The 20,799-nt window shown below is 66.5% G+C and carries 17 protein-coding genes and 1 riboswitch; of the genes, 5 read left to right on the top strand and 12 right to left on the bottom strand.

The genetic code is table 11. The annotated features are described in order from the left end of the window. Positions 1–3: 3 nt before the first annotated feature. Both KHO41_RS20835 and gdhA read right to left on the bottom strand, forming a co-directional pair. On the bottom strand, positions 4–1,254 hold the full coding sequence (locus KHO41_RS20835; RefSeq protein WP_211955187.1) for a D-amino acid dehydrogenase: 1,251 nt from the start codon (positions 1,252–1,254) through the stop codon (positions 4–6). Between the two features lie 142 nt (positions 1,255–1,396). Further along, positions 1,397–1,496: riboswitch (glycine riboswitch) on the bottom strand. A gap of 154 nt (positions 1,497–1,650) precedes the next feature. Beyond that, positions 1,651–2,994 carry an NADP-specific glutamate dehydrogenase gene (gdhA, locus tag KHO41_RS20830; protein ID WP_211955186.1) on the bottom strand — a complete coding sequence of 448 codons (1,344 nt, stop codon included), beginning with the start codon at positions 2,992–2,994 and terminating at the stop codon, positions 1,651–1,653. Positions 2,995–3,418: 424 nt separating this feature from the next. On the opposite strand from gdhA, the gene KHO41_RS20825 reads away from it, so the two are divergent. Continuing rightward, positions 3,419–4,321, top strand: coding sequence for a fimbrial protein (locus KHO41_RS20825; protein WP_244873930.1), 903 nt, complete (start codon positions 3,419–3,421; stop codon positions 4,319–4,321). Between the two features lie 23 nt (positions 4,322–4,344). On the opposite strand, the gene KHO41_RS20820 is transcribed toward KHO41_RS20825, so the two are convergent. The 4 genes from KHO41_RS20820 to KHO41_RS20805 all read right to left on the bottom strand — a co-directional run bounded on the left by KHO41_RS20820 (position 4,345) and on the right by KHO41_RS20805 (position 8,716). Next, entirely contained in the window at positions 4,345–5,100 is a 756-nt protein-coding gene (locus tag KHO41_RS20820; protein ID WP_211955184.1) for a DeoR/GlpR family DNA-binding transcription regulator, read from the bottom strand. A 77-nt stretch (positions 5,101–5,177) separates the two neighbouring features. Beyond that, positions 5,178–6,641, bottom strand: a complete 1,464-nt coding sequence (gene phnY / locus KHO41_RS20815; RefSeq protein ID WP_211955183.1) for a phosphonoacetaldehyde dehydrogenase — start codon at positions 6,639–6,641, stop codon at positions 5,178–5,180. A gap of 36 nt (positions 6,642–6,677) precedes the next feature. Continuing rightward, positions 6,678–7,946, bottom strand: coding sequence for a phosphonoacetate hydrolase (gene phnA, locus KHO41_RS20810; RefSeq protein ID WP_211955182.1), 1,269 nt, complete (start codon positions 7,944–7,946; stop codon positions 6,678–6,680). A 71-nt stretch (positions 7,947–8,017) separates the two neighbouring features. Then, positions 8,018–8,716 (bottom strand): phosphonate utilization associated transcriptional regulator, encoded by a 699-nt coding sequence (locus KHO41_RS20805; protein WP_211955181.1) that lies wholly within the window; start codon positions 8,714–8,716, stop codon positions 8,018–8,020. A 338-nt stretch (positions 8,717–9,054) separates the two neighbouring features. On the opposite strand from KHO41_RS20805, the gene KHO41_RS20800 reads away from it, so the two are divergent. Further along, the gene (locus KHO41_RS20800) at positions 9,055–10,191 is read left to right on the top strand and encodes a 2-aminoethylphosphonate--pyruvate transaminase (RefSeq protein ID WP_211955180.1); all 1,137 of its coding nucleotides are present in this window, start codon (positions 9,055–9,057) and stop codon (positions 10,189–10,191) included. A gap of 79 nt (positions 10,192–10,270) precedes the next feature. Beyond that, the gene (locus tag KHO41_RS20795) at positions 10,271–11,122 is read left to right on the top strand and encodes an EamA family transporter (RefSeq protein WP_211955179.1); all 852 of its coding nucleotides are present in this window, start codon (positions 10,271–10,273) and stop codon (positions 11,120–11,122) included. 15 nt (positions 11,123–11,137) lie between these two features. Here KHO41_RS20795 and KHO41_RS20790 read toward each other — a convergent pair whose 3' ends face one another. Both KHO41_RS20790 and gudD read right to left on the bottom strand, forming a co-directional pair. Next, positions 11,138–12,142: a Bug family tripartite tricarboxylate transporter substrate binding protein gene (locus KHO41_RS20790; protein ID WP_211955178.1), complete on the bottom strand. Its 1,005-nt coding sequence runs from the start codon at positions 12,140–12,142 to the stop codon at positions 11,138–11,140. 57 nt (positions 12,143–12,199) lie between these two features. After that, positions 12,200–13,561 (bottom strand): glucarate dehydratase, encoded by a 1,362-nt coding sequence (gene gudD / locus KHO41_RS20785; RefSeq protein WP_211955177.1) that lies wholly within the window; start codon positions 13,559–13,561, stop codon positions 12,200–12,202. A 159-nt stretch (positions 13,562–13,720) separates the two neighbouring features. Here gudD and KHO41_RS20780 point away from each other — a divergent pair, with 159 nt between their 5' ends. Continuing rightward, positions 13,721–14,458, top strand: a complete 738-nt coding sequence (locus tag KHO41_RS20780) for a FadR/GntR family transcriptional regulator (protein ID WP_211955176.1) — start codon at positions 13,721–13,723, stop codon at positions 14,456–14,458. A gap of 133 nt (positions 14,459–14,591) precedes the next feature. Next, a complete protein-coding gene (locus tag KHO41_RS20775) occupies positions 14,592–16,169 on the top strand; it encodes an aldehyde dehydrogenase (NADP(+)) (protein ID WP_211955175.1) in 1,578 nt (525 codons plus the stop codon). Positions 16,170–16,175: 6 nt separating this feature from the next. On the opposite strand, the gene KHO41_RS20770 is transcribed toward KHO41_RS20775, so the two are convergent. The 4 genes from KHO41_RS20770 to KHO41_RS20755 all read right to left on the bottom strand — a co-directional run bounded on the left by KHO41_RS20770 (position 16,176) and on the right by KHO41_RS20755 (position 20,789). Next, the gene (locus KHO41_RS20770; RefSeq protein WP_211955213.1) at positions 16,176–17,210 is read right to left on the bottom strand and encodes a porin; all 1,035 of its coding nucleotides are present in this window, start codon (positions 17,208–17,210) and stop codon (positions 16,176–16,178) included. Between the two features lie 81 nt (positions 17,211–17,291). Continuing rightward, the gene (locus tag KHO41_RS20765; RefSeq protein WP_211955174.1) at positions 17,292–18,287 is read right to left on the bottom strand and encodes a Bug family tripartite tricarboxylate transporter substrate binding protein; all 996 of its coding nucleotides are present in this window, start codon (positions 18,285–18,287) and stop codon (positions 17,292–17,294) included. A gap of 94 nt (positions 18,288–18,381) precedes the next feature. Then, positions 18,382–19,539, bottom strand: a complete 1,158-nt coding sequence (locus KHO41_RS20760; protein WP_211955173.1) for an acyl-CoA dehydrogenase family protein — start codon at positions 19,537–19,539, stop codon at positions 18,382–18,384. Between the two features lie 26 nt (positions 19,540–19,565). Continuing rightward, a complete protein-coding gene (locus KHO41_RS20755; protein ID WP_211955172.1) occupies positions 19,566–20,789 on the bottom strand; it encodes an acyl-CoA dehydrogenase family protein in 1,224 nt (407 codons plus the stop codon). Between the last annotated feature and the right edge of the window lie 10 nt (positions 20,790–20,799).

Genomic DNA, 20,799 nt, shown 5'->3' with positions numbered 1-20,799 from the left:
CAGTCAGTGGACGGGATGGCTTGCAGCGATGGTCTGGCCGATCATCGTCGCCGTGGCGGCCGACAGCGTCCAGCCCAGATGCCCATGCCCCGTGTTGTAGAACACGCGCGCCGCGCGGCCACGTGCGACGCGCGGCATCATGTCGGGCATCATCGGCCGCAGCCCGGCCCAAGGCACCGCGCGTGAGGTCTCGATATCGAAATTGCGCCGCACCCATGACACCAGCGGCGCGATGCGGTCGGCGCGGATATCGCGGTTGTGGCCGTTGAATTCGGCGGTACCGGCCACGCGGAAGCGGTCGGCACCGAGCCGGCTCGTCACGATCTTGGCGCTCTCGTCGAGCAGGCTCACGTACGGCGCATTGTTCACGCTGTGCGCATCATCGAGATGCACGGTGATCGAGTATCCCTTGACCGGATACACGTTCAGCCGATCGCCCAGCATGGCAGCGATATGGCGGCTGCCCACGCCAGCACACACCACGACCGCCGCCCCCTTGATCTCGCGCTCGCCGCCATGCTGTCCCGCGGCCATGGCCGCTTCCGATGCCGCCACGCGCATCGTCACGCCATCCGCGCGCTGGTCCACGCTCTTCACATCCACGCCGTGCACGAACGCCACGCCGAGCCGTTCGCACGCGCGTGCAAGGCCACGCGTGAATTTGTGGATGTCACCGGTGGAATCGGACGGCGTGTAATAGCCGCCGTAGTAGTTGCCCTGCAGCGTGGGCTCGATGGTGCGGATCTCTTCCGGCGTGACGGCATAGCGTTCCAGCCCGCCTTCCACCAGCATCCGGTTGGTGCGGCCCGCGGCTTCGAAGCTTGGCCGGTCGTGATAGAAGTGCAGGATGCCGCGGCGCTCGAGATTGAAATCGATCTGCTCGCGCTCGGCCATCTCGAACAGGTGCTGGCGCGCGGCAATGGCCAGCCGCGTGGTCTCGATCGTGTTGGCGCGGTAGCCACGCAGGTGCCCGACGAATTCGCCGAGCCACGAATACTTGTGCCACGACGGACGCGGATTCAGCAGCAGCGGCGCGTCGCGCTTCATCATCCATTTCAGGCCCTTGAGCAGCGTGCCGGCGTTGTTCCAGACCTCGGCATTGCAAGCGGAAAGCTGTCCGCCGTTGGCGAAGGACGTTTCCATCGCCGGATAGTCGTGGCGGTCCAGCACGGTGACGCGATAGCCGAGTTTCGCGAGGGTATAGGCGGTCGTGACGCCGGTAATGCCGGCGCCGATGACGAGCATGTGAGACATGACAGATTGTCCTGAAGCAAGGATGAATTTGACCGTTGCCGGTCCCCTGCCCCATCTGTCCGTGGTACCTGAGAGCTTGGACATGGCCAGGCCATGCCGTCCCCTTCGGTGGGCGCGTAGCGCCTCTCTCCAGATCTGTACTTGCGACGCCACAGTCCTGTGTGCCTGAGAGTTTCCGGGGCGGTTGCTCCGTCGGCGCCGGACGCGCCTGGCGGCGTTCCGGTCTCTCCTGCGAGGTCGCACGGTGCCGGAGGGTAGTCCGGCACCGCTTTTTCGTCAGGCCGTGGGCCTGTCGAAGTGGCGATGATAGCCTGAAGGCGGGAAGTGTGGTGAGTCGGGTTATCCCCACGAAGGCGGGGGTATCGGCAACCACCGACCATCCCACCTGCCCCGCCCTTAGATCACCCCTTGCGCCAACATCGCATCCGCCACTTTCACAAACCCCGCGATATTCGCCCCTTCGACATAGTTGACGTATCCGCCATCCTTCTGCCCGTGGTGGATGCAGTTCTGGTGGATGTCCTTCATGATCGCGTGCAGCTTCTCATCGACCTCGGCATGGTGCCAGGACAGGCGCATCGCGTTCTGCGACATTTCCAGCCCCGACGTGGCCACACCACCGGCGTTGCTGGCCTTGCCCGGTGCGTAGAGGATCTTCGCGTCGACGAAGCGGTCCACGGCTTCGAGCGTCGAAGGCATGTTGGCGCCTTCGGCCACGCAGACCACACCGTTGCCAAGCAGGGTCTCGGCGTCGTTGCCGTCGAGTTCGTTCTGCGTTGCGCACGGCAGCGCTACGTCGGCAGGCACGTGCCACGGGGTGCGGCCGGACTCGAACTTCATGCCATGGCGTTCGGCAAAGTCGGACAGACGACCACGCTCTTCGTTCTTGAACGCCATCACTTCGGCCAGCTGCTCGGTAGTCATGCCCTGCGGGTAGTGCAGCACGCCGCCGGAGTCCGACAGCGTCAGTACCTTGGCGCCCAGTTCGATTGCCTTCTCGGCCGCGTATTGCGCCACGTTGCCCGAGCCGGACAGCAGCACGCGCAGGCCGTCGAAGCCCATGCCGCGGCGATGGAGCATTTCCTGCGCGAAGTACACGGTGCCGTAGCCGGTGGCTTCCGGACGCATCAGGCTACCGCCGAACGCCAGGCCCTTGCCGGTGAACACGCAGGCCGAGTGGTTCGACAGCTTCTTCATCATGCCGGCCATGAAGCCGACCTCGCGCGCGCCAACACCGATGTCGCCGGCGGGGATGTCGGTGTCCGGCCCCAGGTGGCGGTACAGCTCGGTGACCAGCGCCTGGCAGAAGCGCATCACTTCAGCGTCCGACTTGCCCTTCGGGTCGAAGTCCGAGCCGCCCTTGCCACCGCCCATCGGCAGCGTGGTCAGTGCGTTCTTGAAGGTCTGCTCGAAGCCGAGGAACTTGAGCACCGACAGGTTCACCGTCGGATGGAAGCGCATGCCGCCCTTGTACGGGCCAATAGCCGAGCTGTGCTGAACGCGGAACGCGCGATTGACCTGCACGCGGTTCTGGTCGTCGGTCCACGCCACGCGGAACTGGATCACGCGCTCGGGCTCGACCAGGCGTTCGAGCAGGGCCTGGTCGGCGTAGCGCGGGTGGCGCTCGACAAACGGCCAGAGCGTCATCATGACTTCCTTCACGGCCTGCAGAAATTCAGGTTGGCCGGGGTCGCGCCGGGCGACGCCGGCAAGGAATGCGTCGAGGGAGGGAGAATTCACGGGATGTCTCTGCTGTGCTGGAAAAGGCGGCCGCGCCGGATGCGTGCCCGACTGCGTGCCGTGAGAATTGCGGCGATCCGTGGAAGAACCCCGACCGTCGCAATTGTTAATACATTGAAGTTCGGCATTGAATGTATCAACGAGGTGGCACTTTACCATTTCGTGACGATCTGCCGACAGTCAAAACTGCCGTGACTGGCGCACAGGTGTTGCAGCAATCACCGGAGCCAGCCTCGCCATTTCAAGGTTCGGCGATGTCGGCCGGGGCGGGCGCCGCCTAGAGTGACGGGCTCTTCCGCGCTCCCCTGCCCTCACAACGCTCATGATCGACGCCTTGAAAAGCACCGCTTTCCCGATGGCCCTGCTGCTTGCCAGTCTGCTTTATCCCTGTCACGCCCGGGCGGCCTGCACGTCAACACCCGGAATGCCCTACCTGCAGACGATCGATACGATTGCCGCGGAATCGAGCCTCGCGGTTGGCGAGACCATCCCAGGCACGGTCAGGCACTACACACTGAACGGCAAATGCGACTATGGCGAGCCCAACCAGGTGCCGGGCGGAGCGATCATCGCCTGCTACTACGGTTCCGGCAAGGAAGTCATCCCAGGCGTGTACTCGACCGGCATTTCCGGCCTTGGCATCCGCCTGCGCAACGCCGCCGGCCAGCCCATGCAGAATGCGGCCGGGTACAGCTGTGATACCCGCAGCGCTTCGCTCGGAGCGCTCAATGCCGACATGACATATTCGGTCAGCGTATCGACCGAGTTCGTCAAGACAGGGCCGATGGCCGCCGGGACGTTGGACTCGGCACAAACGCGCTTCGGCTTCGGTGTGTATCGCGGGAACGGACTTGGCGGAACATCAAACTACATCGGCTTCAGCGGCATGCTGCAGGTACGCCAGATCGCCTGTAATGCCACGTATCCTGCGGCCGTACGACTACCGAGGGTCAAAGCTTCGACGCTGGCATCTGCGGGCGCCACCGCAGGCGCGACGCCGTTCTCCATCGTGCTGAACTGCAATGGCACTGCACGCGTTGGCGTGAGTTTCGATGCCGCCGGCGGCTCGAGCGTCAAGTCGGCGCAGGCCGGGGTTCTCGGCCCGGGCAATGAAGGCGCGCCCGGCGCCGCTGGCGGAGTCGGCGTGCAACTCACCGATGCGCGCACCACCAACCCCGTGCCGCTGCAACAAAGCAATCCGGTCGGCAATATCGACGCCAATGCGCCGGCCACCTACGCCTACGCGTTGAGATACTTCGCGCTGGCTCCGCACGCGACGCCTGGCGCGGTCAGCGGTGCGATGACATTCACGTTCGACTACCAGTAGCGCCGCGGCCCTGCCCGCGCGGGTCAGGCGATCAACAGTTTCGGCCCTGCCTGCCGCAGCGCTTCGGCCAGCGGCGGCTCGGGCGCCATATCGGTGACCAGCCACGCGGCCTGTTCGAAGTGGCGGATGGTCACGCCGGTGTTGCGGCCGAACTTCGTATAGTCGGCCAGCACGCAGGCGACATCGGCAGCCAGCAGCATGCGGCTGCGCAGCTCCGCCGCACCACGCGAAAAATCGCAGATCTCGCCGCGCGGCGTCACGCCGCCGATGCCGACGAAAGCGAAGTCGGTGTGATAGCGCGAGACCTGTTCGATGGTGTCCCACCCGTGGGTGGCATCCTCGTTGTCCTGCAACTCCCCGCCGAGCACGATCACGCGATTGCCATTGCGCCGCCCGAGCAGCAACGCGATCGACAGGTCGTTGGTATAGACCAGCAGGTTGTGATGGCCTTGCAGCGCCTGCGCCACAGCGTGCGTGGTGGTGCCGTAGTCGAGGATCAGCGACGCGCCGTCCGGCACCAGTTCCGCCGCACGCTGGCCGATGGCGCGCTTCCCCTCGGCGTTGATCGCGGCACGGGTCTGCGTGTCGGGCTCGGTGCGATTCGGCGCCAGCGCGCCACCATGAGTAAGCACCAGCAGGCCGCGTTCGGCCAATGCATTGAGGTCGCGCCGAATGGTCTCGCGCGAGACGCCGAGTTCCGTGACCAGCGCGCTGATAGCCAGCGCACCGGTCGCGGCAAGCTGATTGAGGATGTGTTTCTGCCGCTGTTCGGCCAGCACAATGGACTCCGGAAGAGACGGACAAGTGCGCCGATTCTAGCCGAAGGCCGCCGGACTGCGGCCTTGCAGCCCCGCGCTCAGCCCCAGGGCAGCGTGACCGTCTTGAGGTTCGTGAAGCTCTTGACCGCTTCCTGCACGCCTTCCTTGTAGCCAAGGCCCGAGTCCTTGATGCCGCCGAACGGCGTCAGCTCGATCCGGTAGCCCGGCACTTCCCACAGGTTGACGGTACCCACGTGCAGCGAATTGGCAATCTTCGTGAAATCGTCCATGCGGTTGGTGCAGACACCCGACGACAGACCGAACGCCGTGCCGTTGGAGATACGGATGGCATCATCCACGTCCCGGAACGTAATGATCGGCGACACCGGGCCGAAGGTTTCCTCGCGCACCACCGTCATCGACGGATCGACACGGTCGAGCACGGTCGGCGAATAGCTCGCGCCATTGCGCTTATTGCCGATCAGCAGCCGCGCGCCCTGCGCCACGGCTTCGTTCACGCGGGCCTCGAACAGCTCGGCGGCCTGCGTGTCGATCACGGTGCCCATGTCGACGCTGCGGTCCATCGGGTCGCCATAGCGCCACGCACGGGTCTTCTCGACCACGAGTTCGGTGAAACGCGCGGCAACCGCCTCGTGCACAAGCATGCGCTTGACCGCTGTGCAGCGCTGGCCGGAGTTCTTGTAGGAGCCCTGCACGGCCAGGTCGGAGGCGCGGTCCAGGTCGGCATCGTCGAGCACGATCAGCGGATCGTTGCCGCCCAGCTCCAGGATCACGCGCTTGTAGCCGGCTTTGTTCGCGATGTACTTGCCAATGGCCACGCCGCCCGTGAACGTGATCAGGTCGACCAGCGGATGCGTGATGAGCTCGTCGGCGATCTCGCGCGGATCGCCCGTGATGACCTGCAGCATCTGCGGCGGCAGGCCGGCTTCATAGAGCAGGTCGGCCAGGTAGTACGCCGACAGCGGCACCTTCTCCGACGGCTTGAGCACCATGCGGTTGTTGGTCGCAATGGAGGGCGCGATCTTGTGCGCGACCTGGTTCATCGGGTGGTTGAACGGCGTGATGGCGCAGATGGCGCCCAGCAGCGGCTCGCGCTGCGTCATCACGCGGCGGCGCTTGCCGTGTGGCGTGAGATCGCACGAGAACATCTGCCCGTCGTCGCGCAGCGTCTCGGTGGCGGCAAACCCGAGCACATCGGCCACGCGGCCGATTTCATAGATCGAGTCCTTCTTCGACAGGCCCGATTCCAGCGTGATCAGGTCCGATGCTTCTTCCGTGCGCTCGCGCAGCAGCGCGGCGGCACGGTTGAGGATGGCTGCACGCTCATAGCGGGTCAGCGTCGAGCGATAGCCGTGCGCCACCTCATAGGCGCGGCGCACGTCTTCCACCGTGGCCTTGGGCACGGTGCCGACGAGCGTACCGTCATACGGGTTGCGCACTTCGATCACGCGCTCGCGCACGACCTTATGGCCATCGATGCGCAACGCTTCGGCGCGGAACTGGGGGCTGACAGCCTTGTCGGGAAACTGGGGGGCATTCATGGTCGGTCTCCGGATTGCGTTCAAAGGATGGGCGGCTCAGTGCAGATGGTTCAGCGCCACATCGAAAATATCGAAATTGCGCAGGACGGCCTTGCCGGGGATACCGGCGGTGGTGCGGTTGAACACCAGCGGCACGGTCTGCTCGGACACGCCGCCATGCGAGCGCAGCGGCGCATCGAGACCGGACAGGTCGTGGCGCGCGCGGCTCGTGCCGAGCACCACATGCTTGTCGCTGACCACGACGAGATCGCCCACGCGGTCGGTCGGCAATTCAAAACGTGCGCACGCTTCGGCGTTGTCCATGACGCCTTCCACGCCGGGCAGCGCGGCGAGCTGTGCGCGGGTAGAGGCTGCGTCCACGTCCTCGGGCAGGTAGATCGTCGCGTACGAACCGAGCGCGCCGTGGTGCACCACGTATGGATCGGTGATCGGCAGGATCACGCGCGCACCGCCCGCTTCCACGCCGCGGCCGAGCCACGCGTCGAGCTGGTCCTGCAGGTAGATGACATTGGGCGCCTTGGTCTCGTCGTCATGCTTGGCGTTCATGCCGTGGTCGGCCGTCAGCGCCACCACGCAGCCCAGCGCTTCGAGGCGCGCGAGGTACTTGTCCATCATCGCGTAGAACGCGTTGGCGCCGTCCGAGCCGGGCGCAAACTTGTGCTGGATGTAATCGGTCGTAGACAGGTACATCAGGTCCGGGCGGCGCGTTTCCATCAGGCGCACGCCGGCCGCAAAGACGAATTCCGACAGCTCGGCGCTGTAGACCTCCGGCACCGGCATGCCGACCAGTTCGAGCACGCTGTCGATACCGTTTTCCTCGACGGTGGCCTGGTCGGCCTTCTCCGACGAGAAGCAGATACCGCGCATGCCGTGGCCCAGCAGGCGGCGCAGCTTGTCCTTGGCGGTGACCACCGCGACGCTGGCGCCGGCATCGGCAAACGCGGCCAGGATGGTGCCGGCGCGCAGGTACTTCGGGTCGTTCATCATGACTTCCTCGCCCTTGCCGCCGTTGGCGGTGCGGTCGAAGAAGTAGTTGCCGCAGATGCCATGCACGGCCGGCGGCGCGCCGCACACGATCGACAGGTTGTTCGGGTTGGTGAAGGTCGGCACCACGCACTTGCCGTGGAAGGCCGAGCCTTCGGCCAGCACGCGCTTCAGGTACGGCGCACTGCCGCTGGCAGCCGCGGCTTCGAGATAGTCGTACTCGCAACCGTCGACGCAGACCACGACGATGGGCTGCTGCATCCACTGGTAGGTACGCTGGTTGACGGTGACGGTGCGGGGCAAGGCTTGGCTATCAGGCATTACGACGATTAGTGCGGGACTTGGGTTCGGTTTCCATGGCGCCGGGGAATGTACTGCCCCGGCGGGCGTAATCAGGCGTTTGCCTGCGCGGGGGCCACGGCCGCATGCAGCCGGGCACGGCCGCGCTCGACGTGCTCGCGCATCAGGCGTCCGGCCAGATCGGCATCGCGCGCGGCGATGGCGGAGACGATCTCGCGGTGCTCGCGTGTCGAATCGGGCATGGCAGCGCTGTTGCCGGACAGTGCCTCGCGGCGGAACAGCGCCAGTTCCTTGACGAGTCGGCGGTAGGTGTCGACGAGCTTGCCGTTGCCGGTCAGCTCGACCATGCGGTCATGGAAGCGCAGGTTCAGGCGCGTGTACGCGTCCACGTCGCGGTCGGCGCTGGCCTGCGCCAGTCCTTCGACAAAGGCGCGCAGTTCGCGCACGCCCTCGGGCGTAGCGCGAGCGGCCAGCGCCCGGCCCACGTGCTCGTCCAGCACCGCGCGCAGTTCATAGATCTCGTCGGCTTCCTGCAGCGAGATGGCGCGCACGAATACGCCCCGGTTCTTCTCCATGCGCAGCAGGCCGGCCTGTTCCAGTGCCCGGAACGCCTCGCGCACCGGGCCGCGCGACACATTGAGCTGCCCCGCTACCTCGATCTCATTGAGCTTGGCGCCCGGGACAAGGCCGCCGGACATGATCCGCGTCTCCAGTTCGCGCTGAACCAGCGTGGTCAGCGACTGGCTCTGCAGGATCGAGATTTCGCTCGCAAGCGGGGCTTGGATGGACATGAAGGCTCCGGGTTCGGCGCGCTCGCGCCACGGCAGGTTTGATGGCTGCGATTACATCAAGGGATTTGTCTATTGTCAACAATCATCAAGTATCGCCAACAAAATCTTTGGCGATGCCTAGCAGGCAAACTTCCATAAGTTCACGCAAATTCAATACCTTACGATAAATATATGAACTATAATCAACTTTATCACAGCGTAAAATATTCACCACATTGACACAAAATGCCAACTACAATGCCACAAAGCCGACCGACGAAGGAGCCTCAGCGAAACCCTGTGGCATCGTCGGCCAGGCACTGATCCGACCACCTCCTCCCAACACCAGGAGCCCGAACATGATCCGCGGCAACGACCCGATCCTCCTTACCCCCGGCCCTCTCACCACATCGCTGGCCACCAAGCAGGCGATGCTGCGCGACTGGGGATCGTGGGACGCCGCCTTCAATGCCATCACGGGCAGCCTGTGCGAGGACCTGGTGCGCATCGTCCATGGCGAAGGCACGCACGTCTGCGTGCCGATGCAGGGCAGCGGCACCTTCTCCGTCGAAGCGGCCATTGCGAACGTGGTGCCGCGCGACGGCAAGGTCCTGGTGCCGCAGAACGGGGCCTACTGCCAGCGCATCCTGAAGATCTGCAAGGTGCTGGGCCGCGCCCACGTGGAACTGCCGATTCCCGAGGATCAGCCTGCCACGGCGGCCGCGATCGAAGCGGCGCTCAGAAAAGACCCCTCGATCACGCATGTGGCACAGGTCCATTGCGAGACCGGCGCCGGCGTGCTCAATCCGCTGCCCGAAATTGCCGCGCTGTGCGCGCGCCTGGGCAAAGGGCTGATCGTCGATGCCATGAGCTCGTTCGGCGCGATCGAGATCGATGCGCGCACGATGCCGTTCGACGCGCTGGTCGCGGCGACCGGCAAGTGCATCGAGGGCGTGCCGGGCATGGGTTTCGTGCTGGTGAAGAAGACCGTGCTGGAAGGCAGCCAGGGCAACAGCCACTCGCTGGCGCTGGACCTGTACGACCAGTACACCTACATGCAGAAGACCACGCAGTGGCGCTTCACGCCGCCCACGCATGTGGTGGCGGCCTTCCGCACGGCGCTGGACCAGTTCCTGGAGGAAGGCGGCCAGCCGGTGCGCGGCGAGCGCTACCGCCGCAACTATGAAACGCTGGTGCAAGGCATGGCGGCGCTGGGTTTCCGTCCGTTCCTGTCGCCCGATGTGCAGGCGCCGATCATCGTGACGTTCCACGCGCCCGCCGACGCCCGCTATGACTTCAGGACGTTCTACGAAAAAGTGCGCTCCCGCGGCTACATCCTGTACCCGGGCAAGCTGACCCAGGTGGAGACGTTCCGCGTCGGTTGCATCGGCGCGATCGACGACAACGAGATGCGCAATGTCGTCTCGGCGATCGGCGAGACGTTGCGCGAGATGGGCATCAGCATGCAGCCGGAGGCGCTGGTGCGGGCCGCCTGACCACGCCTGTTTCCAGCCCACGTCCATCCCCGCCAGCCGGGGATGGGCTCACCCTGTCAGCGCCACGAACACCATATTGATGCCCCTTCCCGCCGACTTCCATGGCATGGCGTTCGCAGCCGTCATGCTGTCCGCGCTGATGCACGCTTCCTGGAATGCCATCGTCAAGGTCGGTGGCGACCGGCTTTCGTCGATGGCGCTGATCGACACGTTCTGCCTGCTCGCGGCGGCGCCGCTGCTGTTTTTCGTGCCGTTGCCGGCACCGCAGGTATGGCCGTTCCTGCTTGGCACGGTGGCACTGGAGGTGGGATACAAGCTGTCGCTGGTGGCCGCCTACAACCGCGGCGATTTCAGCCAGGCCTATCCGCTGATGCGCGGTTCGGCACCGATGATGGTGGCAGTCATCCTGCTGCTGACGGGCAGCGAACGCCTGGGGCCCGGCGGCTATGCCGGCATTGCGCTGATCTGCTGCGGGCTGGTCAGCCTGGTGCGCTGGCGGCAGCAGGCGCCCGACCTGCTCGGCTTCGCGCTGCTGGCGGGTGCATGCCTGGCCGGTGGCACGGTCATCGACGGCACAGCGGTCAAGCGCTACGGCGAGGTCTTCACCTACATCGTCTGGCTGCAGGCCCTGTCGCACATCTTCATGCCGTCCTACGCCTTTGCCCGGCGCGGACAAGCGCTGGTGACGCTACTGCGCAGCGAATGGAAGCGCGCGTGGATCGGCGGTATCAACCGCGTGGGCTCGTACGCGCTGATGCTGTGGGCAATGACGCTGGCGCCGGTGGCCAAGCTTGCGGCGCTGCGCGAATCAAGCGTCATCTTCGCCGCACTGCTTGGCCACTTCCTGCTGCGCGAGCCATTCGACCGGCGCCGGCTTGCCGCCACGGCGCTGGTCCTGGCAGGGATCATCACGCTGCAGCTTGCGCGCTAGCGCCTCGGCAGCGCCTTATTCGATGGTGATCTTGCCCTGCTCGATCACCGTCTTCCAGCGCTTGAGTTCCTGGTTCTCGAACTGCGCGAACTGCTCGGGCGTATTGCCCACGACCTCGAAGCCGTTCTCGGCCAGCTTTTCGCGCATCTTCGGCTCGTTGAGCGCACCGACCAGCGCGCCATGCAGGCGGCTCTTCACGTCAGCCGGCAGCCCACGCGGCGCCGCCACGCCCTGCCAGGAATAGACCTCCACCTCCTTCACGCCGCCTTCGGCCATGGTCGGCACGTTCGGCAGCACCGCGGCGCGCTTGTCTGAAGTCACCGCGAGCGCGCGCAGCTTGCCGCTGCGGATGTGCTGCAGCACTGCGTTGATGTTCTGGAACGACACATCGACCTGCCCGGCCAGCAGGTCGGAGATGGCTGGCGCACCGCCCTTGTAGGGCACGTGCAGGCCCTCGGTGGCGCTCTTCTGCCAGAACAGCGCGGCAGTCAGATGATCCGACGATCCGGCGCCCGAGGTCGCGAAACTGACCTTGCCGGGGTTTTTCTTCATGTAGCTGACCAGTTCAGGCAGGGTCTTGGCCGGGAAGTTCGGGTTGGCCACCAGCACATTGGGCGCACGCACGGCCACGGTGAGCAGGTCGAAGTCCTTGGCCGGGTCATAGCCGAGGTTCTTCTGCAGGAACGGATTGACGGCATAGACGCCGATCGAGGCGACCATCATCGTGTACCCGTCCGCAGGCGCGCGCTTGACGAAGGTCGCACCGATCGCGCCCGTGGCGCCGGGGCGGTTGTCGATGACGAACGGCTGGCCCAGCTTTTCATTGAGCGGCACGGCGAGCATGCGCGCGATCGTGTCGGTCGAGCCGCCTGCCGGGAACGGCACGACCACCGACACGGGCTTTTGCGGCCAGGCCGGGCTGGCTGCCGCGGCAACGCCGCCGGCAACGGTCATGGCTACCGCCGCCAGGGCAATGCCCGCGCCCGCACAGCGGCGCAGCAGCGTGGAAAGTTCGATCATGGTTGTCTCCTGTTGTTTTATGTCGCTGCGTGTTGTGTGGTGGCTGTGCAGCGGCCCTTAGCGGACCATGCACGGCGCCTTGTTGTTGAATTTCCAGCCCGGGATCAGGAACTGCATGGCGATCGCATCGTCCCGCGCACCGAGGCCCTTCTGCTGGTAGAGCGCGTTGGCGCGCGCCAGCGCATCCATGTCCAGCTCCACGCCAAGGCCCGGCGTCTTGGGCACCTGAACCATGCCGCCTTCGATCTTCAGCGGGTCGCGCGTCAGGCGTTCGCCGTCCTGCCAGATCCAGTGCGTGTCGATCGCGGTGATGCGGCCCGGCGCGGCGGCGGCCACGTGGGTGAACATCGCCAGCGAGATATCGAAGTGGTTGTTGGAATGCGAGCCCCAGGTCAGGCCCCACTCGGCGCACATCTGCGCAACGCGCACCGAGCCCTGCATGGTCCAGAAGTGCGGATCGGCCAGCGGAATATCGACCGATTGCAGCCGCACCGCATGGCCCATCTGGCGCCAGTCGGTGGCGATCATATTGGTGGCGGTCGGCAAGCCCGTCGCCGCGCGGAACTCGGCCATGATCTCGCGGCCCGAGTAGCCGTCTTCGGCCCCGCACGGGTCTTCCGCGTAGGCCAGCACGCCGTGCTTGTCGCGGCACAGGCGGATCGCGTCGGCCAGCAGCCAGCCGCCATTCGGATCGAGCGTGACGCGCGCCTTCGGGAAGCGCTCATGCAAAGCAATGATCGCTTCCATCTCTTCGTCGCCGCGCAGCACGCCGCCCTTGAGCTTGAAGTCGTTGAAGCCATAGCGCTCGTAAGCGGCCTCGGCCAGGCGCACGATGGCCTCGGGCGTCATGGCCTCTTCATTGCGCAGGCGGAACCAGTCATTGCCGGCGTCGGGCTCGGTACGGTAGTCGAGCGTGGTGCGGCGGCGGTCGCCGATGTAGAACAGGTAGCCGAGCATCTCGACCGCATCGCGCTGCTGGCCTTCGCCAAGCAGCGCCGCCACGGGCACCTGCAAATGCTTGCCAAGCAGATCGAGCAGCGCCGCTTCCAGCGCCGTCACGGCGTGAATGGCGATGCGCAGGTCGAACGTCTGCAGGCCGCGGCCGCCCGCGTCGCGACCGGCAAACGCAGCACGCGCGCGGTTGAGCACGGCCTGGTACTGGCCGATGGGCTGCCCCACCACCAGCGTCCGGGCGTCTTCGAGCGTCTGGCGGATCCCCTCCCCGCCCGGCACTTCACCCACGCCGGTATTGCCCGCGCTGTCGCGCAGGATCACGATATTGCGCGTGAAGTACGGGCCATGCGCGCCCGACAGGTTCATCAACATGCTGTCGTGGCCGGCGACCGGCACCACGGTCAGTTCGGTCACGACCGGCGTGGCGGCGGTTTGGCCAGGGATGGCGGCTTGCGTGGCGTTCATGCGGGCTGTCTCCAGGATCTGATTGGCATGCGTGGTTGGCGGCGCATGCTTGAATGTTTTAGCATACGTTATCAGTCGTCGTATGACTTACAACCGAGTATAATGAGGGCATCCCGGCCAGGTCAAGGCCGCAATTTCCCTACGCCTTTCCCCACGACCATGTCCGACGCCCAGATGACTTCGCCCGCACCCCTGCGCCGCCGCGGCCGTACGCTTGCCGAGGAAGTGGTGAGTGGCCTGACCGAACGCATCCGCCAGGGGCAACTCAAGCCGGGCGACAAGCTGCCCACCGAATCGGAAGTGATGGCCACGTTCGGCGTGAGCCGCACCGTGGTACGCGAGGCGCTGTCGCGACTGCAAGCCAGCGGGCTGGTGGAAACGCGCCACGGGATCGGCACCTTCGTGCTGGCACGCCCTGCGGAAACGCCGTCGCCGTTCCGCATCGATATCGCCGCCATGGGCACCGCCATGGACGTACTGGCCATGCTGGAATTCCGCGTGAGCCTGGAGGCCGAGGCCGCCGGCCTGGCCGCCACGCGCCGCAACGACGAACATCTGGGGGCCATGCGCCGGGCGCTCGACACCATGAAGCGCAATACGACCGAGGGCAGCGACGCCGTCGGCGCCGACTTCGAGTTCCACCTGTCTATTGCGCGCGCCACCGGCAACCGCTACTTCACTGACATCATGGGCCACCTCGGCACCATGCTGATCCCGCGCAGCCGCCTGCAGGTCAATTCGCAGGAGCGCGCCCAGTACCTGGAACGCGTGCATATCGAGCACGAAAACATCTACGACGCCATCGAGCGCCGCGACCCCGAGGCCGCCAAGGCCGCCATGCGCATGCACCTGACCAACAGCCGCGAGCGCCTGCGCAAGGCCTCCGCGGCCGGCTGAGCCTTCGTCGTCCCCGGTGTTGCGGACGACCGCCTCATGTCATATGATGTCTTATGAGATTCGGCGGCACGCTCCGACCGGTCATTCCGTTTGACGGTGCCCTCGCACCCTTCTTCTGCAGGAAACCCCAGCCATGACGATTACCGGCGAAATGCTGATCGGCGCGAGCGCCGTGCACGGCAGCAGCGAACCCTTCCACGCGATCAACCCGGCCACGGGCGCGACGCTCGAGCCCGTATTTCACAGCTCCGGCACCGATGATGTGGCACGCGCCTGCGAACTGGCCGAAGCGGCGTTCGATACCTTCCGCGCCACGTCGCCTGACCAGCGCGCACGTTTCCTCGAAGCAATCGCCGACCAGATCGAAGCGCTCGGCGATACCTTGATCGCGCGCGCGCATGCCGAAAGTGCACTGCCCATTGCCCGCCTGCAAGGTGAGCGCGGCCGCACCACGGGTCAGCTGCGCCTGTTCGCCAGCGTGCTGCGCGCCGGTCGGTGGCAGACGGCCACGCTCGACAGCGCCCTGCCCGAGCGCACGCCGCCGCGGCCGGACCTGCGCATGCAGAAGATCGCAATTGGCCCGGTCGCCGTGTTCGGCGCCAGCAACTTCCCGCTGGCCTTCTCCGTGGCCGGCGGCGACACCGCTTCGGCACTGGCCGCCGGCTGCCCCGTGGTGGCCAAGGCGCATCCCGCGCATCCGGGCACTTCGGAACTAGTCGGCCGTGCGATCCGCAAGGCAGTGGCCGATGCCGGCCTGCCGGAGGGCGTGTTCTCGCTGCTGACCGGCGTGGGTCACACCGTCGGTACGGAACTGGTTGCGCACCCGGCCATCCAGGCCGTGGGCTTTACGGGTTCGCGCAGTGGCGGCCTGGCGCTGATGCAGGTCGCCAGCAACCGCGCGCAGCCGATTCCCGTCTATGCGGAGATGAGCAGCATCAACCCGGTCTTCCTGCTGCCCGAGGCGCTGTCGGCACGCGGCGAAGCCATCGCCCGCGAACTGGCCGATTCGCTGGTGCTCGGCGTGGGACAGTTCTGCACCAATCCGGGCCTGCTGCTCGCGCTCGAAGGCCCGGCGCTCGACACGTTCCGCGCGGCGGCCGGCGCCGCAGTGACCGCGAAGCCGGCCGGCACGATGCTGACGCCGGGTATTCAGCGCGCGTTCGAACATGGCATCACCAGTCTGTCGGACATCCCCGGCCTCGCTCGCACCGCGACCGGCCAGGCGAGCACAGGCCCGAACCAGGCCTGCGCCGCAGTATTCGAAACCACGGCGCAGCGCTTTATCGCCGATCCGCGCATGCATGCCGAAGTGTTCGGCCCTTCCACTGTCCTGGTGGTCTGCCGCGATGTGGAAGACCTGCTTACCGTCACGCGCGAACTGGAAGGCCAGTTGACCGCCACCGTGCAGGCCGACCGCGGCGACTACGCATTGGCCGCACAACTGCTGCCGCTGCTCGAACGCAAGGTGGGCCGCGTGCTGTTCAACGGCTATCCGACCGGGGTGGAAGTGTCGTACGCCATGGTTCACGGCGGCCCCTTCCCCGCCACGTCCGATACGCGCACGACTTCGGTCGGCACCACGGCGATGGACCGCTTCCTGCGGCCGGTGTGCTACCAGAACGTGCCCGCGGAATTGCTGCCGGCCGCGTTGCAGGACGGCAATCCGCTGGACCTGTGGCGCCTGAAGGACGGCCAGCCCGCGAAGGGCTGACGGTCTTCAGAACCGGTGGCGCAAGCCGACGCTTACGGACCTGGCATCATCCCCGCTGCCCGGATCGATCGCGATGCTGTTGTTGGTGACGCTGCCGCCGGGGCTGTTATGCACGAGCACCGCGCGCAGGTAGGCCGTGGTGCGCTTGCTCAGGTCATGGTCCCAACCGAGCGTCACCGCGAGCGGCCGCTCCCCACCGCCCAGGATCTGCCGCTTGACCGCGGCGGCCTTGAACGTGTCGCGCTGCGTCACCGTCCAGCTGAACGTCACGCCATAGTGGCGCGCCGAGCGCGTATTGGGCCGGTCGCTGCTGGCCGTGCTGAACAGCAACCCGACTTCGATCGGCTGGAACCGGTACGAGCCGCCGACAAAGTGGTTCGATGTCAGCGTGGTATCGACAGGCACGTTAGCGCCCGTGTACATGCCCTGGTAGCTGTAGAACGCATAGGCGTTGCCCGCCTCGTACGTCGCGTTCATGCCGAAGTTCAGGCCTGAGCGCGGCGCACCGGGGACTTCGCCCGGCGCCACCGCGGCCGTGAACGAAAAGCCGCCCCAGTTCGGCGAGAAGTACTGCACGGCATTGTCAAAGCGCGCGCCGTAGGCCACGTGCCCGGTACCCTGCGACGCCGTGGCGCTGAGCAGGTTGAACGGCGACACCGCGCCGTTGAGCAGGAACGGATCGAGCCGCAGCAACGCATAGAACGACGGCGTGTACTGGCGCCCAAGCCGGAACTCGCCCCAGCCATCCGACAGGCCCATGTAGGCCTGCCGTCCGAACAACCGGTTGTTGCCGAAGAACTCCGTGCCAGTGTCGATGTTGAAGCCCGACTCGACCAGGAAGTTCGCCTTCAGTCCGCCGCCAAGATCCTCGATGCCGCGAATCCCCCAGCGCGAGGCCGCCTGCTGGCCTTCGCGCATCCGCACCACGCTGTCCGACCCCTTCGCATATTCGAGCGAGGCATCCACCACGCCGAACAGCTGCATCGTTCCCGCTGCCGCATTGCCGGCGGCCAGCGCCGCCCCAGTCACCCCCATTGCCATCCACTGTCTTGCGTTCACGCTTGCACTCTCCCGTTCTCACTGCTTGTTGTGTTGTGCTTTGGCCTGCAGCGCTTTCTGGACTTATTGCGCCTTGAGTCCTGCGACCCTCACTACCTCGCCCCATGCCGCCAGGTCGGAGCTGACCAGCTTGCCCAGCTCCGCCGCGCTCGCCGGCGCGGCCGGCTTCAGGTTCATCGCGGTAAAGCGCTCGCGGTCTTCCGGGGACTGCAGGATGCGGTTCACCTCGGCGTTGAGCCGCGTGACGATCGGCGCCGGCAGGCCCTTGGGCCCGAACAGCGCGACCCAGCTCGCCTGCTGGAACGGCACGCCCTGCTCCGTCATGGTCGGCACGTCAGGCGTGGGCAGCAGCCGCTCGGGACCCGAGACCGCGATGCCGCGGATCCGGCCGGATTTCAGGTGCGGAATCGACGAGACCGAATCGGTAATGCCGATGGTTACGTGTCCGGCCGCCAGGTCATTGCTGCACTGGGTCGCGGTCTTGTAGGGGATATGGCGCAGGTGGATGCCGGTTTTGGCCTTCAGATACTCCATCGCCAGATGGCCGCCCGAGCCGACGCCCCATGAGCAATACGCGAGCTCCGACTTGCTGGCCTTCACATACGCCAGGAACTCCTGCAGGTTGCGCGCCGGCACGCTCGCGCTGACCGCGAGCAGGTTGCCGCCGGGCGCACTGGGCCGCGCGATCGGCGTGAAGTCCTTGAGCGGGTCGTACGGCAGCGACGGCGTGGTCCACGGGTTCACCGTCAGCGTCGCCGAGTACGTGAACAGCAGCGTGTAGCCGTCCGGCGCAGCGCGCGCCACGGTTTCGCCGGCGATGATGCCGTTGGCGCCGGGGCGGTTGTCGATGACCACCGGTTGCTTGAGCGACGTGCTCAGTCGCTCGGCAATCAGCCGGGCAGTCTGGTCCGTTACGGTGCCGGCGCCGGAGGGCAGCACCATGCGGATCGGGCGGTTCGGATAGGGGGCCTCGGCGTGCGCGGCAGTGGCGCTCGCGAAGGCCAGAGGCACGGCGAGGGCCGCCCCGGCCCAGCGTGCGCCGGTGTGCTGGCTGATCATGATGTGGTCTCCATGGCGGCGCATTGGCCGCCCATGCCGGTGCGTTGCCGGCTGGTTGTCGACGGGCGCTCGCTGGCGCCCTGGTTAATGCGTCTCAGGCGGCCAGCGCCTGTGTCGCGGAATCGATGGCAGAAAGCCGTTCGTAGTGCCAGTCGGCATCGCCAAACAGATTGGCCAGCGCGGCGAGCCGCTTGTAGCAGTGGCCGACTTCCATCTCGTCGGTCATGCCGACCGCGCCGTACAACTGCACCGCGTCTTCGCCGAGCGCGCGTCCCGCGACCGAGACGAAGGCCTTGGCGAGCGAGACCGCGCGCATTCGCGCTGACGCATCGTCGTGCAGCGCGGCGGCGGCCGCTTCCGTGATGGCACGCGCCTGTTCCACGCTGACATAGAGGTCGACCAGCCGGTGGCGGATCACCTGGTTCGCGGACAACGGCCGGCCGAACTGCTCACGCGTGACGAGGTAGTCGCGCGTCAGCTCGAACGCACGCGCCATGGTGCCAACGGCTTCGGCGCAGGCCATGGTGGTCGCGCGATCGATCGCGGCTTCGACGCCTGGCCATGCGCCGCCTACGGCGCCGACTCGCGCGCTGTCGGGGACGCTGACACGGCGCAGCGTGACCGTGGCGGTCTGGCGGCCGTCGTAGGTCGGCAATGCTTCAATAGCGATGCCGCGCGTGCCGGCGGGCACGGCGAACAGCGTGAGGCCGTCGCGGTCGCGGCGCTGGCCGCTGGTGCGCGCCAGTACCAGCACCATGTCGGCGCTTCCACCAGCCAGCACCAGCGTCTTGCGGCCATCCAGAATCCAGTCGCTGGCGCCGCCGCCGTGCCGCGGCTCGGCGGACGTGGCGACATCGAACGCGTCATAGCGACCCTGCGGCTCCCACGCGGCCAGCGCCAGCATCGTCCTGCCCTCCGCCATTGCTGCGGCGGTAGCGGCATGCGCGGCGTCACCGCTCGCGGCCAGCAGCGGGCCGCACAAGGCGGCATTGGCCAGCCACGGCTCGGCGGGTTGGGCACTGCCCAGCGCCTCGGCCAGCACGGCCTGGTCCGCGGCGTCACCAAACCCGCCACAGGCTTCTGGCAGGCCCAGCGCGAGCCAGCCGAAACCTGCAAACGCCTGCCAGTGCCGGCGCGAGAAGCCGCCCGGCTCCGCCCGTGCCGCGCGGCGCTGTTCAAAGCCATAGTCGCGTTCGACATAGCGCCGCACGCTTTCCTGCAGCATGCGGCGGTCGTCGTGGGAATCGCTCATGGGTTCCGTTCCTTTCGCTGAGTTTGTTAGAGCCCAAGCACCTGCTTGGCCAGCAGTTCGTGCTGGATCTCGCTGGAGCCACCGGCGATGGTGTAGCCGCGCGTCACGAAACGCCGGGCGGATGCGGCTGCCGCATACGCGGATTGCCCGGCGCGTGGCGCCGCCGGCTCGAAGTGCGCGGCGCGGTCGTAGGCGAGCGTGCCGGGACCGAGCGCGTCGACGGCGAGGTTCTCGATGTCCTGGATCAGTCGGCTGCCAAGCAGCTTGAGCATGCCGGTCTCGGGACCAAGCCGCTCGCCCGCCCGCGCCCTCTGGCGAAAGCGCAGCACGGTCGCGGCCAACGCTTCCAGGCGCACGTCGAGTTCGCGGAATCGGCGCGCAAACCATGGCCGCTCCGTCAACGGCTGCCCGGCCTCTTCGACTTCCGCGGCAATGGCGCGCACCTTGGCCAGGCGGCGCCGGTTCTCGGCCACGCGGGCCAGGTTCAGGCGCTCATGCTCGAGCAGCGACTTGGCGATGCCCCAACCCGCATTCTCGTCGCCGACGCGGTGGTCGACGGGCACCTCGACATCATCGAAGAACACCTGGTTGAACAGGTGCCAGCCGTGGATGCCCACCAGCGGCCGCACGCTGATGCCGGGGCTGCGCATATCGATCAGCAGGAAGCTGATGCCCTGCTGCGCGCGCGCTGCGCTGTCGGTCCGCACCAGGCAGAAGATCCAGTCCGCGTACTGCGCGTACGACGTCCAGATCTTGCTGCCGTTGACGACATAGACTTCGGTGCCGTCCGCGCGCGTCTTGCGCACCGCATGCGTCTTCAGCGAAGCGAGGTCCGAGCCCGCATTGGGCTCCGAATACCCCTGGCACCACCAGTGCTCCAGGTTGAGAATGCGCGGCAGGAAATACTGCTGCTGCGCCGGCGTGCCGTAGCGGATCAGGATCGGTCCGATCATCTCGATCGAGATGCCACCCGTCTCCGGCGCGTGGGCAAGCACAAGTTCTTCCTGGAATACCGCGCGACGCTCGGCGCTCCAGCCCAGGCCCTGCCAGTCGCGCGGCCAGTGTGGCGCCAGCCAGCCGCGTTCGGCCAGCCGGTGCTGCCAGGCGATCATTTCGTCCTTGCTGACCTCAAGGCCGAGGCGCACCTTCTCGCGCACGGTTTCCGGCAAGGCCTGCGCGACAAAGGCGCGCACCTCGCCACGGAATGCCTCCAGGGAGGCTTCGCTGTCAGTCGTGATGGATTCACTCATGCGGGATCTC

The organism is Cupriavidus numazuensis, from assembly GCF_905397435.1.
In the GTDB taxonomy this organism is placed as follows: Bacteria; Pseudomonadota; Gammaproteobacteria; order Burkholderiales; family Burkholderiaceae; genus Cupriavidus; species Cupriavidus numazuensis.
This window is presented reverse-complemented; position numbering and strand designations above follow the sequence as displayed.

What these genes read in the sequence shown, in the direction of transcription:
- KHO41_RS20835 (WP_211955187.1), bottom strand. Translation starts at nt 1,254, where the DNA reads ATGTCTCACATGCTCGTCATCGGCGCCGGCATTACCGGCGTCACGACC.
- KHO41_RS20825 (WP_244873930.1), top strand. Translation starts at nt 3,419, where the DNA reads ATGCCCTACCTGCAGACGATCGATACGATTGCCGCGGAATCGAGCCTC.
- phnY (WP_211955183.1), bottom strand. Translation starts at nt 6,641, where the DNA reads ATGAATGCCCCCCAGTTTCCCGACAAGGCTGTCAGCCCCCAGTTCCGC.
- phnA (WP_211955182.1), bottom strand. Translation starts at nt 7,946, where the DNA reads ATGCCTGATAGCCAAGCCTTGCCCCGCACCGTCACCGTCAACCAGCGT.
- KHO41_RS20805 (WP_211955181.1), bottom strand. Translation starts at nt 8,716, where the DNA reads ATGTCCATCCAAGCCCCGCTTGCGAGCGAAATCTCGATCCTGCAGAGC.
- KHO41_RS20800 (WP_211955180.1), top strand. Translation starts at nt 9,055, where the DNA reads ATGATCCGCGGCAACGACCCGATCCTCCTTACCCCCGGCCCTCTCACC.
- KHO41_RS20795 (WP_211955179.1), top strand. Translation starts at nt 10,271, where the DNA reads ATGCCCCTTCCCGCCGACTTCCATGGCATGGCGTTCGCAGCCGTCATG.
- KHO41_RS20790 (WP_211955178.1), bottom strand. Translation starts at nt 12,142, where the DNA reads ATGATCGAACTTTCCACGCTGCTGCGCCGCTGTGCGGGCGCGGGCATT.
- gudD (WP_211955177.1), bottom strand. Translation starts at nt 13,561, where the DNA reads ATGAACGCCACGCAAGCCGCCATCCCTGGCCAAACCGCCGCCACGCCG.
- KHO41_RS20780 (WP_211955176.1), top strand. Translation starts at nt 13,721, where the DNA reads ATGTCCGACGCCCAGATGACTTCGCCCGCACCCCTGCGCCGCCGCGGC.
- KHO41_RS20775 (WP_211955175.1), top strand. Translation starts at nt 14,592, where the DNA reads ATGACGATTACCGGCGAAATGCTGATCGGCGCGAGCGCCGTGCACGGC.
- KHO41_RS20770 (WP_211955213.1), bottom strand. Translation starts at nt 17,210, where the DNA reads ATGGCAATGGGGGTGACTGGGGCGGCGCTGGCCGCCGGCAATGCGGCA.
- KHO41_RS20765 (WP_211955174.1), bottom strand. Translation starts at nt 18,287, where the DNA reads ATGATCAGCCAGCACACCGGCGCACGCTGGGCCGGGGCGGCCCTCGCC.
- KHO41_RS20760 (WP_211955173.1), bottom strand. Translation starts at nt 19,539, where the DNA reads ATGAGCGATTCCCACGACGACCGCCGCATGCTGCAGGAAAGCGTGCGG.
- KHO41_RS20755 (WP_211955172.1), bottom strand. Translation starts at nt 20,789, where the DNA reads ATGAGTGAATCCATCACGACTGACAGCGAAGCCTCCCTGGAGGCATTC.